The following is a 15,262-nucleotide window of genomic DNA, read 5'->3' on the forward strand; positions in this document are numbered from 1 at the left end:
GCATGTGACATAGCGTCACGCTGACATATTGTCACTGACAAATGGAATTGCAAGGCTTTTCTTTACAGATTGCGAGATTTATCATACAAAACGACAAAACCAATAAGAAATCATTAGGGCAAAGACCGTATCTGCTATATATATTAGTCAGAGTAAGCGCAATTACTATTTATTCGTAACCATTCGGTGTCCCCCGTCTTGACTTAATCCTTCTTTTTTAGATGTTCTCTTATAAGAACTTACAAAACATTCAGAGGCCTATCAGAGTTTTTTAGAGTTTTTCTTGTAGTTATGTGGTAGTAGTTCGGCTAGGTCTTTCGAGTAGTCGTTATCGTAATCGTGTATGTGACTAATCGTATTTACCATCCAATCCCGGAAGTTTACTTCTGCTGCTTTACAGCAACCCAGCAAAGAATACATCACTGCTGCATCTTCGGCTGCATCATGATTTCCACAGAAGAGATAGTTCTTCCGTCCCAATGCCAGTGTACGGATGCTATTTTCCGCCAGATTATTATCCAATCTATAGCGTCCATCCAAGTGGTAACGAGTCAGCCTGTGATAAATTTCATACGTATATTTGATAGCTCTTCCAATCCGCCCTTTGGGTAGGACATTAGGGTATTCTTTTACCAACCATTTCTCAAACGCTACGAGTATGGGATAAGCTAATCTTTCCCGTAAATCAGCACGCTCATCATGCGATAGATTCTGCCGATCGGCTTCTCTTTCAAGTTCGTATAGCAAGCCTATTTGCCCAAGAGCATATTCAGCTCTGGCTTTATCTTCCTTCAGAGCTTCTTCGAACTTGCGTCTGGCGTGAGCCCAACATCCTAATGGTAGAACGCCTTTCTTGTGCTCGTACATTTTATAGACTTCATAACCATCCGTTTGCAATGCGCCACGGAAGCCCTCCAGTAGTGGCAACACTACTTTCTGTGCTCTTGAACCTCCATCGTAATGGAAGAACTGCAAAGGTTGCATGACAGAGCGAACCAGCCAAATGTAACCTTTGACGGTTTTGTGTTTCTCTTCATGTACTACAGGAAGAGTGGTTTCATCTACCTGGATATAGTCGGTCAGTAATACAAGTTCCTTCAATCGGTAGTATAAAGGACGGAGTAAATCGGCTGTATCCTTAAACCAGCCATTGACTGTAGGGGGCGGGAGATTCATGCCCACTTGCTTTAACATCTGTATCTGCCGGTAGAAAGGAAGATGATTCACATATTTGTTAATCATCAACTCGGCAAGTAGTGTTACTCCGGCATAACTTCGGGAAAGAGGTTGATACTTGGAAGGAGTTTTGGCGGTAACCACAGGACTGTTGACCTCCAATTCTTTATTCTTGAGTACGTACTTATGACGGACAATTCGACGAACGTAACATTTACCCGGTTCAAATTCCAGCACTTCGGTAACTTCTGGTTCTAATTCAGTCCAGTCCGCAGGATTCGTAAAATCATCAGAAGTAGGGTAAACATGTTCCTCTATGCGAGGAAGTGTTTCCGGCAATGGCTTGCGTACCGGTTTTTCTTTTAAGCGTTCACGGGTGCGCCTTTCACGGAAGTTTTGGATTTCTCTCTCAGCTTTCTCGGCAAGTTCTTGCTCCTGGGGCAAAAGGTCCAGCCCGTCAAAGTCTAATCTACGTTGGCGAGGATCTTCATTAACAAATCGCTCGCTGGATTTACCCCATATACGACGTCTAAGATAAGCCACCGTACTTTCAAGGGATACAATACGGTCTTGTTGGGTAGAGATTCTCTGTTCATAATCAGCTTTGATAACATCAATATCTATCTCCGGAGAAAGCTTGCTTTTGAGCCGCTGATTTTCTTGGTATAGATGGTCACATTTATCCAAAAGAAGCTGGATAAGTTCGCTATTCTCATTACTGTTTTCTGACATGAATATCTCTTACTTTTTACTCCGTAAAGATACAGAAAATCAGTGAGTTATTAAAATGATTTAGGTATAAAAATACCCTTTACAAGGGTTATTTCCAACGTTTTCTCCGGGTACACGTTGAGGGATCAATTCCTTGGATCATTAACATTAGATTTTGCCAATTGGTAATATAGACGGAATCATCTTCTTCGAATGAAGGAAGTCTGAAACTGCCTTGCTCAAGTTTGAGATGGTAGATAACCAAGCCGCCACTTTCCATGTGAAGGACTTTCATACTGGTTAGGTGGCGGTTGATAAAGATAAAAGCATCTCCACTTCGAATATCTTGTTTCATCAGATCGGTAACGATACCACTTAGCGTATAGAAGCTTTTACGCATATCCGTAGGAAATGGATAGAGATAATAGCGCAGGGAATCACTTAGATTAAACATAAACTACTCTGATAAGAAAATTAGAGATCGCAATAAACGAAGATCTGCATTTGCAGGCAAATGAAGTTTAACGCCATTGGGGTAAATGATTTCACAGAATGCCTCCTTTACTGTATTCTGGGTAAGTAGACTGTGGTCTACTTGGGGGTTGACCGAAGAACAAGGTTGGAGAGCCAAAGGTAAAAAACCGGAAGGAGTTACTGGTGCAGACTCGGCAGATTTTAATTTCTTCTGCCAATAGTAAAACTTGGCTTCGTTAATGCGCTCGTTCGAGCAAAAGTCACGAATGGTAAGACCACTGGAACGGAAGCGCGCATAGGTATCGGTAAATTCTTGGAAGTTCCACATAATTATAGTTTTGGAACAAAAGTAGACCAAAACTACAATGCGGGAAAGACGAGGGACACCGAATGGTTACATTTATTCAGCCAGAGAGACATCTGCTCCGTAATATAAATAAGTTTTCGAAGTTGATAAAGCTATATATATTGGTTGGAGTATCACCAATTAACAATTACCTTTGCAATCCTTTTAGAAGCACTGTGATATGCTTATAGATAGCCCGGCTTCGCCGGGAATTAGTAAGAGACTACATGAGATATGCTTCTACTTTTAAAAAGAGGGATTTGAGACATACGATTAAACAGTATATATAAAGAGAAGTGAAAAACCGAGTCTCAAACAACAGGTAAAACCACTTTAAATAGCAATTATGAACGAATTTCAATTAATACTGGAAACGAAGAAACTGGAATTGAAACAATACATGACTGATTTGTATCCAGAAGGATTGCCCGGTAATAGTATCGTAAATAAAGTACTTACAGGTATTCGTGCTACTACTTGTGAATTGGATGCCAAACGCCATAGCATCATAATAGTTCCAAATGTTCCTGTTATTGACGGAAAACAAGTTAAACATCCGAAGATATTAGGCGTACGTGCGGGAATTAAAGAACCAGAGATTATACCCTACCTGAACGATAAGAAGATCAAATATAAGAAGATATTGGTAACACCAGAGAGTTATTGGAGAGTGAAGAATGCTGTTCAAAACACTAAATTCAATCTATTTACAGATTTCTTCTTTATGATAGATGAGTGCGAGAAACTTGTACAGGAAGCCTTCTTTAGAAAAGAAATAATTGAACCGTTTTTCGATTTCTTTGAATATGAGAATAAATGTATGATTTCTGCAACCCCACTATATCCGAACCTAAAGGGATTTGTAAACCATAACTTTAAACTCATCACCATAAAGCCTACTTATCCATATCAAAAGGATTTATCACTCATAGGTACTAATAACGTATCAGAAGAAGTTGTTAAGCACATACAGAATCGGAAAGGTAAACTTGCTGTGTTTTTAAACTCGCTTGAATATGCCGAGCAAATAATAGAAAAAGCTGGAATTAAGGAAATATGTAAGATATACACTTCTACAGATGAAGTGCCTAAACTAACTAAAGCAGGCTATAAGGCTGCCGATACATTTGCCTGTGGTGAAGAATTAGAAGACGTTATGATCTTTACAAGCCGTTTTTATTCTGCTGTGGATATAGATATGACAGAGAAGCCGGACGTCTTAATGGTTACTAACTGTATATACAAGAGACAGACAATGATAGACCCGTTTACTCATGCTGTACAGATTCCGGGGCGGTTTCGGGCAGGATTCGGGAATATAACTCATATTACAAACTCTAATCCTAACATTGAAGTTAGAACAAGAGAAGAGTTAAGCAACGAGATTATCGAAGCTAAAGCATTTTATGATGAGATTAGTAAATTAGATAGTACTTCTACTTCTGGCGCTCAACTATTACTAAGATGTATTGAAGAAGAATCTATCTTATCGAAATTCATATTTAAAACCGGAAAATACAAAGGACAACTTAATCCTTTCTTAGTTGAATGCTATCTACAACAGAAGAGGATTGAAGGTTTATATTCTGAACTTAGGTTGTTACAGAAAGGCTACAGGGAAACAGGACACTTCAACGTTTCTTATGAGTATATGAAGTATGAAGAATGTGAGAAGAATAAAACAACGAAATTAACCAGAGGAAGGAAAATAGAGATTCTTTACATGATTAAAACTTTATTACCAGACAAGACCAGTATGGGCTTAAACCTCTTCTTACGAACGGAGAAAGCAGAGGCTAAACTGGAAGCATTACAACAGGAAGCACCTGTATTTTATGACTTTTATAAAGAATTTGGTTCAGATGCTATTATAGAGTTGGATTATGACTTACGCAAGATGAAAAGTGAGCTAAAGCCTGTCTATAACAAGAAACAGTATCTCATTCCTAAAGCCGAGGTACAAGAATCATTTACATTGAAGGTTAAATATTCTGAGAAGGTTATTAAAGACACTCTCCAACGGATTTATGATAAATACGAACTTAAAGATTATGACGGGAAACCTTTAGTTGCCGAGGCAAAGGATTTGAAACACTATTTTGAAATTTCTAACCGAATTTCTATTCCGAAGTCACGAGAAAAGGGATATATGCCACTTGAGAAGCTGATATAGTGAAAATATCTATGATTTGCGACATGACTTTTCAGTCGTCTATAATAGACCTCATAAACCTTGTGTCTCAAATTGGCAATATATTGAGTTAAGATGTATATAAATTCAGAATTCCGCTACTCCAGAAAACTCCAGAATGGAGTTTTCCAATTAATAAGGATCTAACACAGATAGCTTACATATTGGAATCCGAAAAATATCCGATATTACATAAAAGCAAGTTCTACCCTACAGACCTATAAATCTGGGAATTCAACTTAAATCCGAAAATTACCATTAAGATACTTCACAACATCATCCCGAAGTATCAGATTTCTAAGCATAAGTGAGTTAAATCCCTTATAAATTCAAATCTTAGATATGGCATCTGCCCATAATTCAGAAAACATGGCAACAGATGTACTTTAACTCATTATATGAAAGTTGGTAACTCATCCGAGTGAATATAAAGCAATTTTATATCAGAGTAACTTGAGGCATGCCATATTTATCAATTCCAATCATAACCGCATCATCCTTATTAATTTCATTATATAGGCGGCTGTCTATTTCATATCTGTAAACCTCATCTCCGATTTTCACTAAAGCGAAGTATCTATCAACAGCTTTCATCTTTTGTTCAAACAGACTGGGAAAGAGGTCGCTTAAAACGGGTATAGTTAATGAACCGCTTCCAGCTTCATAGTCTTGCTTGAATTCCTTATCAATAACAATTCCTTTTTGCATATCACTTTATTTTGAGACTTCCGTTACTATCCAAATTTAACGATTTAATTAAGATAATACAGGAATTCGGAGCAGAAAGCATATATAAGACAGATAATATTTGATTGAGGGGCACTTCTACTTGAAAATCTTTGGTTGGTATGAAACTTGTAAAAGCCCTATATAAACTGAAATTTTAAATATTCCTACCTACTAATTTTTAACGAAGAGAAGCATATAAAATCTACATATCCGATTTGAAACGGATTCCACGCATAAATATACCATACTTATATATTTCTACCCCTCCCCATAGAGTTATATGCTATAGATACATATAAAGTCGTTTTTCTGCTATGCTCGTAAGATATAATCTTAAAAATGCTATGTAAATGAAGCACCTACTACTCTCACGATCCCTCCCGGAGCTTGATATATAAAACCATTTAAATTATCGAACTTATGGCAGAAAATTTCAACTTATTTAAAGTTAATGAGGTACGTATGACTTATAAATCTAAAGTTAAAGCATCCGAAAGACCAAAACTTACGACTTCACAGGAAGTTTATGAACTACTGATGAAGATTTATGATGAGAACACTATTGAGCTAAAGGAGTATTTTAAAGTAATACTTTTAAATCAAGCTAACAAAGTGTTGGGTGTACATAATTTGAGTTCTGGTGGTATAGATGGGACTTATGCAGACGTGAGACAAATCCTACAGATTGCAATTCTTAGCAATGCAATTGGGATTATAATATCACATAACCATCCATCTGGAAACACTTCTCCAAGCGTTAACGATAGGAAGTTAACTACTACGATTAAACAAGCCTGTGATATTATGAATATTCGCCTGCTTGACCATGTAATCGTGACTAAAGATGAAGGCTATTATTCATTTACAGATGAAGGAGAGCTACTATGAAGACTATATTATCTATTATACTCCCGTTTCTTATGGCAATACTGTTTATCTGTCCCCTTACATGGATTTACCTTGCATATAAAGTTCCTTATGATGAAAGAAGAAGAGTTGAGCAAATGACAGGTAAGAAATAAAGTAATCACTAATATAGAAAGTGAATGCTATACTAATAATCAGTAAGTTACGAATCCGTTCTGAAATCGGGTTTGGAAAAGCATTCACTTTCATTATAAACCTTATAAAACTGAATATTATTATGAGTTTGAAATATACTAATACTACAGCCGATTTTTTAGACTGGAATGAGGCTATGAATTTAATTCGGAATCTATCCAGAGATGGGAGCCATAAGATGAGCTTACTAATAGCTATAGGCTGTTTCTGGGGGGTACGAATCAGTGATATATTATCTCTTAGATGGAATCAGATACTTAATACAGATGAGTTCACCATTCAGGAACATAAGACGGGTAAAAATCGTACTATCCGAATCAATAACCAGTTGAAGAAGCATATAACAGACTGTTACAAGCATATAAGTCCTATAGGCTTAAATTCTCCCATATTAGTTAGTCAGATGGGAACTACATATTCTATACAGCGTATTAATGTGATTTTGAAAGAGATCAAAGTGAAGTATAAACTGAATATAAAGAATATTAGCTGCCATTCTCTTAGAAAGACCTTTGGCAGACAGGTATATAATCAAAATTCAGAGAGTGCGGAGCTTGCGCTGGTTAAACTCATGGAATTGTTTAATCATTCATCCGTTTCAATCACTAAACGATACTTAGGATTAAGAACGGAGGAACTACTACAGACCTACGAATCATTATCTTTCTAAAATGATTTTTTGTTTAGGATTTTACTAATATAAACCTTTTCGCTACCTTTAGCCCGAATTCCAAGCCTACTAATGCGTTAGTGACTGGAAGGACTAAATTGTTGGAAAGGTGTTATTGACATTATCTTCGTTTCTTGAATTCTCGCAGATTTAATGAAATGGTATGAAGATGATAGCAGTTGCATCTACACCTTTGTTGTATATTTACCTCTCTACAGGTTTGCATACTCTATAAGGTGTGGTGCTCTGCTTTATCCATACCATAGGCATGCGAGAAGCCAAAGAAACGGGTAAAGTTTGAGTTTCCACACCTTTTTTCTATTTATAATATACTTCATGTAGGAAACCATGAGGTGAAAAAACCTGTAAGTACTATGTTTAAGAATTTAGATGCTATTATTAGCAAGTGGAGCAAAGGTGAAAAAATCGTTGCTGCCCTATTTATTCCCATTTTAATTTTTCTAGTCGCTTGGGCTCTCACTGCATGGATGGGGAGAGATTGGCTAGTCTATTGTTCTGTAATAACTATTGTTCTCACCTTCATTCTTGAGATGAGAATATTTAAACACTTCTGAATTATGAAAAGAATAACTATTTTATTGTTAGGAACTTTGTGCTCAATATTAGTGTATTCACAGGTTCCGTTCTCGACTTATGAATCCGTCCCAAGAAATGGACAGCAAACTACACCGCAATATCAAAAAAAAGAAGTTCAGTTTCAAACAACAGCAGGTTACTACTACGATAGCTATTCAAAAGATTTCAAACGTATAAGAATAAAGATAAATCCGGTGAGCAATGGTTATGGCGGAGCTGTCATCTATTTAAGAGCGACATATAATAGTGATTATGATGTGTGGGCTGAGTGCAATGTACAAGCTTCTAAAGTTGAAAAATATTCTGATGGAGATTTCTTTGCGAATCGGTTTGAATGGAAAGTTCAAGACCGAAATGTTGGAACAATCTACTTTAATTATTAGTATTTATGAAAGCAAAGTTATTACTATTCATCGTATTCTCGCTTACATTCACTTCTATATATTGTCAACAGGTTAAGAGAGCAACTTGTATAGATGGAATCTGGGGAGAATGGAAAGAACAGTATGGAGTGATGGTTATTGAAGATGCTGGACTAATTATATATTCCAAGCATAATCATCCCTCAGACTATGTCTTTAGATTACAATTATTGAACTATCAAGGTAAGGCAAATAAGAAGGATAGGAAAAGAAAAATAAAGAATGAACAGTTCTATGAATATCAGGGAACAGTGGAACTCTTTACTTTTTATGAAGATGCAAATACAAATGAATCAGCAAAAAATTTTACAGAACAGTCACTTGGACATACGGCATCTAAAAAAGAAGCTGCAAAGAAGATTACTTTACCTGCTACAATAAAGATACAGCCGCGAAGAAAAGGTTCAGATATATATTATATATTCTTTGATAGTTTTGGAATGGCAGTAGGCTACTTCTAAATAAGTTATGTTATAAAAAAATAATTATTACAAAATGAAAACATTTAGATTATTAAGCTACCTATTGGTGGTAGCACTAAGTTTTAGTTTCGTATCATGTTCAGACGATGATAACGATGATGATCCTGATTATTCTGTATCAATAGTTGGCAGATGGGAACTAACCTATGCTAAATATGATTGGAACTTCGGTGACGGTAAAAAACAAGAAGAGGGTGCAGAGAGCGGTTTCTTTAGAATCTTTGAAAGTAATGGAAAGTGTTATAGTTATGAACCAGACTATGAGACCGAAGAAGAGGCGAAAAAGTATTATTACAGCTGGACTATTAAAGATGATAAGTTAACTCGCAAGAGTTCTTTTGAAGATAATACTGTTACAGAAACTATCGTGGAACTTACTGATAATAAACTCGTGATAGATTGGTATGAAGACCTTGGAAATGGACAGTATGACCATTCTGTAGAAACATACACGAGAAAGAAGTAAATCATTAATAATTGGCAGGCGGGTTAGCTCGCTTGCTGCTCCTTATACTAAGATTAAATGAAATACACTATAAATGCTATACTGTTATTAATCGTATTATCAGCCTGCACAGAAAGTAAGCAATCTCTGGAAAGGAATTCTACTATAGATTCTACCCTACAAAGTAAGACTTGCAGTATATTGAAAGATAAGCTATCTGAAATAGATGCTCCGTCTGGACAGATTATAGTAATGGAAACCAAAACGGGTGAGATTAAAGCAATGGTAGGACTGGAACGGAGAGACAGTGCAACTTATCAATCATGTAGCAACTTTACCTATAGACGAGAAACAGGACTTATACACCCGATTTCATTACTAATTGCACTAGAATCAGGAAAAGCATCTATAAACGATACTGTAGATACAGGGAAAGGAGAATATCTAGTCTACGATGCAGTAATGAGAGATCATAACTGGAAACGTGGTGGATATGGTGAGTTGACCTTAGAACAGGGTATAATGCTAAACTCCAATATCGCTACTATCAAAAGCATAGAGAAGTTATATGGAGAAAATCCTCAAACTTACTTTGATGCCTTAGAAAGAATGAGCTATGGAAAGCCTGATAGTATATGTGGACTAACGGATATGAAGCCTGTAAACTTTGTAACCCCGAATCATAGTACATGGAGTGATAAAGTGCTTACATGGTTTAGTATTGGTTATTATCAGCAGATTTCACCGATACAAGTACTTACGTTCTACAATGCTATAGCTAACAATGGAGTGATGGTACAGCCACAGTTATATAAGGATTCTATTCATATTATTAATCCACAGATAGCTTCTAAGGAAAATATCACTTATATGCAGCAAGTACTTGAAAAAACAGTATTAGATGGCTTGGGTAAGTCTGCCTACTCCGATAAGATGAAAATTGCAGGTAAGTCGGGTATAGTACACTTAGACACAGAGAATGGTATAGATAGATATGGAGTTGAGTTCTGTGGTTACTTTCCAGTGGATAATCCAGAATATACTGTAATTGTATCTATAGATAACGTTGACTTGTTTGCCTCTGGTGGATTAATGGCAGGGGATATATTTAAAGAGATAGCAGATTACATACTAAATAACTAATAATATGGGAGGAGTTATAACGATAGGAGAAGTATTAGTGACGATTTCTAATTCTAGGATGAAGACATAAAAGACATTTTGATATTTAGCATCACTTTATATTTAAAATTCAAATCAGATTTCTACCTTTGTGAATAGAATTTATGTATATGCCAGCTTAATAAACTAAAAAGGACTTATTAGCGACCACATATTAATATTTTAGAGATTTATAAATTAAAGAGTTCTTTCAATTATTGATTAAAACACTATTTATCAAGACTTTAAATAGTCTGTATAAATTAGAGAGGTACCTTCCTGTCAGCTTCTTACGGAATGACAGACACAATGGGACGTATGCACTCAGATGCACAATTCGCTGGTTCTTCATCAGTTCCTGCTCACGTAGAAATGATGGGATTCCTTGGANNNNAGCTGTAGCTGTGGATATCGCACAGGCTGCTGCGAAATAATCAGCTAATATACAATAGATTATATGGAAAGCCTTTCTCTTTATGGGGGAAGGCTTTTTGTTTGGTTTCACCCCGTTTGTTCTTCAAATCCACTTGCACCACTCCCCTACAATTTACCCTTATTTTTTTTGTGACGATATCGTTTTATAATCATCAATTTACTCTCAGAAAAGCCTCAAATTTGAAAGATTTGCGACGTATTTGCGACGGACTTTTTATACCGTCGCAGAACAGGTACTTGTGGAGAACTCTCATAACTCTTCTACTTATTCAATCAGCATATCACAATTATATGGCCAAATCAAAGTGAATCATTATATTTGTAGAAACCATTTATATACACATATATGGAATACATTCATGATCTAGTAAATCCAAATACGAAAAACACACTATGTTTATACTTCATGGCACCAAGACCTTACGGATCAAAAAATACATTGATAACCGTATAAAATGCGAAGAGTGCGGTTCATACACACATATCTTTAAAGTATATCAGGATTATTTCCATATCTTTTTCATTCCATTTGTTCCATTTGGAGTAAAAAGGATAACCTCGCAATGCAGCAAATGCGGCTTTGCCCTTAATGGACAGAAAAAAGATTTCTATTTAGATCAAACCCGTACCCCTAAATATATGTACAGTGGAATTATTCTGATAGTATCAATTATCACCGCAGCGATCTTACTGAACCTCCATAACCAAAAGCTTAAAAAAGAGTATATTGCAAATCCGATGATTGGCGATGTATATTTAATAAAAGGAGAAGCAAATAACAATGAATATTACTTCATGAAGGTCAAGCACATAATTGAGGATAGCATCTACCTGATTCCAAACTCCTACATCTATAGCCGGTTTGTCACTAAATTTAATGAAAAAGAAGATTATTTCAACCTATACTATTTAATGAGTACATCAAAAGATCATCTGAAAGAGCTACTGGAAGAAGGTAAAATAAGATCTGTCGAAAGAGACTATGATGAAGATACAGGATTCAACGTTGAAAAGAATATCGAAATGGAAGAAGAAGCTGAATTCATATAGTACTTCGCATGCTTAAGTCATAATATCACAATATATCATCGTAACATAAAAAAAGATATAAGTTATCGAACAACCAGACTGCATTCCTGTTTTATAAATAAAATAAGAATGCAATTATGAAAGTACAAGAACTCACAGATGCTCTGAAAGCAGCAGATTTTAAACAGGAGCCATTGGATAGTGGCTGTAACTATACCAAGGAAACAGGACATATATCCTTAATTTGTTATATTGAACCGAATATGGTTGCAGAGTTTATCTCTATTTATCACTGGAATAATAACGATGTAAAAGGCACTTATAACATTACAATTAAAGATCTGGATAGAAGCAATGATAGTGTAGAAGTTTTCTTCAGGAAAACAAAAAATACGATGCCTCAATATATTGGTGAGTCTGCTGATACTCATGAACAATTAGAGAAAGCGATTGAAAAAGTGTTCCGATAAACAAATAAAGTAAAAAAGCATCTTCTTTCGTAACAATAAAATATAAATTGAACGTTATATTTTCGAAATACTATTGCGAATGCACTGCCTTTTTAATAGTTTTGTTATTTATGAAGAAATAATATTAATCGACAGCCAAGGCCCAGATGAACTTAACAAATCTATTTAATATGATAAATAAAATAACGATAAGACTTATAATACTTTCATTACTTACACTTTTCTCTATACAGCTAAAAGCACAATGTGAAACCCCAAACACCAGTTTTCAGGGAGGTGAATTCCTACAATTCGACCTATACTTTAAATATGGAATTATATATACCAAAGCAGGGAACTCCACACTAAGTGTTGCGGATGCAAAGTATAAAAATAAAGATGCATATAAAATGATACTCACCGCAAACTCTGTAGGAGCAGCAAATGCCGTATTTTCTATTGCAGATACACTAACCTCTTATACAACAAAAAGCATTGTTCCGCTGGCTTATCTGAAAGATGCCCATGAAGGAGGCGACTACCGGACTGAACGTGCAACATACGATTACTCATCAGGTAAAACCAAACTAAGAAATATTAATAAAAAGAACAATAGGCTACGCTACGACACGACGCTGGTTTCCAAAGATTGTATGTACGATATGCTCAGTATCGTATACTATGCCCGGACCCTGAACTATGATAATATGAAAAAAGGCGATCAGGTTACAGTCTCTTTCCTGTCGGGTCGTAAAAAGGTAAATATGCACATCGAACATCATGGGTTTGAAAGTGTATCAGCCAATGATGGACGAAAATATAACTGCATAAAACTGGTGCTCATGATTAATGAAAGGGCATTTGAAGATAAAAATGAGGCCATGAAAGTCTACATCACAAACGATCTGAATCGTATCCCCATACGGATTGACTCCAAACTAAAAGTCGGCTCTACCCGCGCCCTGCTAAAAAGCTACAGGGGACAAAGAAATTAGCAACGAAAGATAGAATATACACCTTTACATGTCGTTTTTACAACTATTATATTATCTTTGCGGCACAATAAACAGCAACAAAGCAATATATGAAAAAAAACGATTTAATCTTTATTCTGGTGCTATGCGCCATCTTCACCCCATTCATTGTTAGCGAAGACGCTTATAACCTTTACAGATCATTATCGGGCAATCATGCCATGATTATGGGATTTGTTCAGTATGCCCTGTTAGCCACCCTAGGCGAAATGTTAGGGCTAAGGTTTCAAACCGGAGAGTACAATAATAAAAGCCTTGGTGTGTTGCCACGTGCCTTGGTTTGGGGTACTTTGGGACTTACCATTGTAGCTGCCATTCAAATATTTGGCGTGGGTACTCCCCCATTCCTGGATTATGTATTCGGATTCGAAAAAGGCACATTCGCATCTGCTATCTTCTCACACGAGTTTTCGGGTATGAAAGTACTGGGAGCATTCTTTATGGCTTTCTTTATGGATGTGTTCTTCTCGCCTTTATTTATGATTGTCTTTACCATCTATGATATGCACATCAAACAAACGGGTGGTACACTGAAGGGGTTCTTCAGCCATAAGGTTAAGTACAGCGAGAATTTGCAAAACTTTAACTGGAAAGTACAATGGCAGTTTGTTTTCATGAAAACAATACCATTCTTCTGGATTCCGGCGCACACCATTATGTATCTGCTTCCAACAGAATTCCAGGTATTAATGTCATCTATGCTGGGAATCGTACTTGGAGTAATCCTTTTCATCGCCAACCGGCGGTGAGGCAGTGAGGGCAGCGAGGCGCTGCACCCAAGTTTGACTTACGTCGATCTACGATTCCATGCGGGTGATCATTTAGAAATATAAGTAAAATGAGGTGATCTTAAGGTCACCTCATTTATTTATGGAGTTAGTACATGTTTTCCAATCAGCGCGATGCTTATGCCGGATGTTCATCATCCGTCCAATGCTCAGGAGCATCCATTGCTTTTGCACACCCGATTTTTCCTTTACCTACATTCAGTCCATTTTCGGAAAGAGGTTGTACCATCCAGCAGTTATCATATTGTGCCGGAATCGGATATGGAGCAGGGTAACCCATAGGAGCAGCGTTAGGAATAAATCCATGCCGTGGATAATAATCGGCATGTCCTAAAACAAATACTAATTTTGAACCGATCATTTTCAGGCGTTTAATGCCTTCTTTTATCAACAATCCGCCTACTCCTTTATTCTGGAACTCAGGTATTACCGCCAAAGGAGCAAGAATATGCAAAAGTATCTGGTTATTTCCTTCACTGAAATAGGCTTTAGTAAACAGAATATGGCCAATAGGTTTATCCTGGTAAAAAGCCATAAGCGAAATCCGGGGTTCTGATGTTTCATCTGCCAATAAATCCTTTACCAGTCCGACAACATCTTCACGTCCGCCAAAAGCATCGTATTCTACTTGGATAATATCATTATAATCTTCAGGTTGCGTTTCCCTGATTTGTATGTTAATCTTTGGTTCCATGTGTTCAGTATGTTTTTCGTTATTCATATTTTTTATATATAAGCGTAAATACAATAATATAAACTCAAGAATATCGGATCAAGCAAAAAGTAGGCGGTTAAAATTATATCGTTACTATCCGGTTGAGATGCCCTAGGTAAACCACTGAGATGCCTAGGGTATCTTACTAGGATGGCAACGACCTTTTATCCTCATTCTTTAAGTATAAATAAAATAATAATAGAAAATCTCTCAAACAAGAATATGCCTGAGAAAAACGAAAGGATAAGTAAGCGTCCAAAACCTGGTATACCCCTCAGGGAGGATACCTAAAGGCACCCACCAAGATCTTGGAACTATGTTTTTATTATTTTTTATTCAAATTCAG

At 36.4% G+C, this 15,262-nt stretch carries 16 protein-coding genes and 1 pseudogene; 12 read left to right on the forward strand and 5 right to left on the reverse strand.

Annotation, left to right across the window (positions count from 1 at the left end; translation table 11 throughout):
• Nucleotides 1-261: 261 nt before the first annotated feature.
• The 3 genes from D0T87_RS16060 to D0T87_RS16070 form a co-directional block, all read right to left on the reverse strand.
• Complete coding sequence (locus D0T87_RS16060) at nucleotides 262-1,908, reverse strand: IS66 family transposase (protein WP_163176160.1); 1,647 nt, start codon at nucleotides 1,906-1,908, stop codon at nucleotides 262-264.
• A gap of 88 nt (nucleotides 1,909-1,996) precedes the next feature.
• Complete coding sequence (tnpB, locus tag D0T87_RS16065) at nucleotides 1,997-2,341, reverse strand: IS66 family insertion sequence element accessory protein TnpB (protein ID WP_163176161.1); 345 nt, start codon at nucleotides 2,339-2,341, stop codon at nucleotides 1,997-1,999.
• Nucleotides 2,342-2,344: 3 nt separating this feature from the next.
• Complete coding sequence (locus tag D0T87_RS16070) at nucleotides 2,345-2,689, reverse strand: hypothetical protein (protein WP_163176162.1); 345 nt, start codon at nucleotides 2,687-2,689, stop codon at nucleotides 2,345-2,347.
• Between the two features lie 364 nt (nucleotides 2,690-3,053).
• Between D0T87_RS16070 and D0T87_RS16075 the strand changes: the two genes are divergently transcribed.
• Nucleotides 3,054-4,880, forward strand: a complete 1,827-nt coding sequence (locus D0T87_RS16075) for a hypothetical protein (RefSeq protein ID WP_163176163.1) — start codon at nucleotides 3,054-3,056, stop codon at nucleotides 4,878-4,880.
• A 456-nt stretch (nucleotides 4,881-5,336) separates the two neighbouring features.
• Here D0T87_RS16075 and D0T87_RS16080 read toward each other — a convergent pair whose 3' ends face one another.
• Nucleotides 5,337-5,606: a hypothetical protein gene (locus D0T87_RS16080; protein WP_163176164.1), complete on the reverse strand. Its 270-nt coding sequence runs from the start codon at nucleotides 5,604-5,606 to the stop codon at nucleotides 5,337-5,339.
• A 441-nt stretch (nucleotides 5,607-6,047) separates the two neighbouring features.
• On the opposite strand from D0T87_RS16080, the gene D0T87_RS16085 reads away from it, so the two are divergent.
• The 11 genes and pseudogenes from D0T87_RS16085 (at nucleotide 6,048) to D0T87_RS16135 (ending at nucleotide 14,162) form a co-directional block, all read left to right on the forward strand.
• Entirely contained in the window at nucleotides 6,048-6,515 is a 468-nt protein-coding gene (locus D0T87_RS16085) for a RadC family protein (protein ID WP_163176165.1), read from the forward strand.
• Between the two features lie 256 nt (nucleotides 6,516-6,771).
• A complete protein-coding gene (locus D0T87_RS16090; protein WP_163176166.1) occupies nucleotides 6,772-7,359 on the forward strand; it encodes a tyrosine-type recombinase/integrase in 588 nt (195 codons plus the stop codon).
• A 578-nt stretch (nucleotides 7,360-7,937) separates the two neighbouring features.
• Nucleotides 7,938-8,339 carry a hypothetical protein gene (locus tag D0T87_RS16095; protein ID WP_163176167.1) on the forward strand — a complete coding sequence of 134 codons (402 nt, stop codon included), beginning with the start codon at nucleotides 7,938-7,940 and terminating at the stop codon, nucleotides 8,337-8,339.
• 5 nt (nucleotides 8,340-8,344) lie between these two features.
• Complete coding sequence (locus D0T87_RS16100; protein WP_163176168.1) at nucleotides 8,345-8,839, forward strand: hypothetical protein; 495 nt, start codon at nucleotides 8,345-8,347, stop codon at nucleotides 8,837-8,839.
• Between the two features lie 34 nt (nucleotides 8,840-8,873).
• Nucleotides 8,874-9,326, forward strand: a complete 453-nt coding sequence (locus D0T87_RS16105; protein WP_163176169.1) for a lipocalin family protein — start codon at nucleotides 8,874-8,876, stop codon at nucleotides 9,324-9,326.
• A gap of 57 nt (nucleotides 9,327-9,383) precedes the next feature.
• Nucleotides 9,384-10,448 (forward strand): penicillin-binding transpeptidase domain-containing protein, encoded by a 1,065-nt coding sequence (locus D0T87_RS16110; RefSeq protein ID WP_163176170.1) that lies wholly within the window; start codon nucleotides 9,384-9,386, stop codon nucleotides 10,446-10,448.
• Nucleotides 10,449-10,751: 303 nt separating this feature from the next.
• A pseudogene (locus D0T87_RS16115) lies at nucleotides 10,752-10,856 on the forward strand (GGGtGRT protein); the annotation flags it as partial.
• Between the two features lie 438 nt (nucleotides 10,857-11,294).
• The gene (locus D0T87_RS16120; protein ID WP_163176171.1) at nucleotides 11,295-11,951 is read left to right on the forward strand and encodes a zinc-ribbon domain-containing protein; all 657 of its coding nucleotides are present in this window, start codon (nucleotides 11,295-11,297) and stop codon (nucleotides 11,949-11,951) included.
• Between the two features lie 116 nt (nucleotides 11,952-12,067).
• Nucleotides 12,068-12,400: a hypothetical protein gene (locus D0T87_RS16125; RefSeq protein ID WP_163176172.1), complete on the forward strand. Its 333-nt coding sequence runs from the start codon at nucleotides 12,068-12,070 to the stop codon at nucleotides 12,398-12,400.
• A gap of 170 nt (nucleotides 12,401-12,570) precedes the next feature.
• Entirely contained in the window at nucleotides 12,571-13,374 is an 804-nt protein-coding gene (locus D0T87_RS16130) for a DUF3108 domain-containing protein (RefSeq protein WP_163176173.1), read from the forward strand.
• 89 nt (nucleotides 13,375-13,463) lie between these two features.
• On the forward strand, nucleotides 13,464-14,162 hold the full coding sequence (locus tag D0T87_RS16135) for a hypothetical protein (RefSeq protein ID WP_163176174.1): 699 nt from the start codon (nucleotides 13,464-13,466) through the stop codon (nucleotides 14,160-14,162).
• A 157-nt stretch (nucleotides 14,163-14,319) separates the two neighbouring features.
• On the opposite strand, the gene D0T87_RS16140 is transcribed toward D0T87_RS16135, so the two are convergent.
• Nucleotides 14,320-14,922: a GNAT family N-acetyltransferase gene (locus D0T87_RS16140; protein ID WP_239063711.1), complete on the reverse strand. Its 603-nt coding sequence runs from the start codon at nucleotides 14,920-14,922 to the stop codon at nucleotides 14,320-14,322.
• Nucleotides 14,923-15,262 lie beyond the last annotated feature (340 nt).

Origin of the sequence: Bacteroides sp. 51 (assembly GCF_010500965.1) — a bacterium.
Taxonomy (GTDB): Bacteria; Bacteroidota; Bacteroidia; order Bacteroidales; family Bacteroidaceae; genus Bacteroides.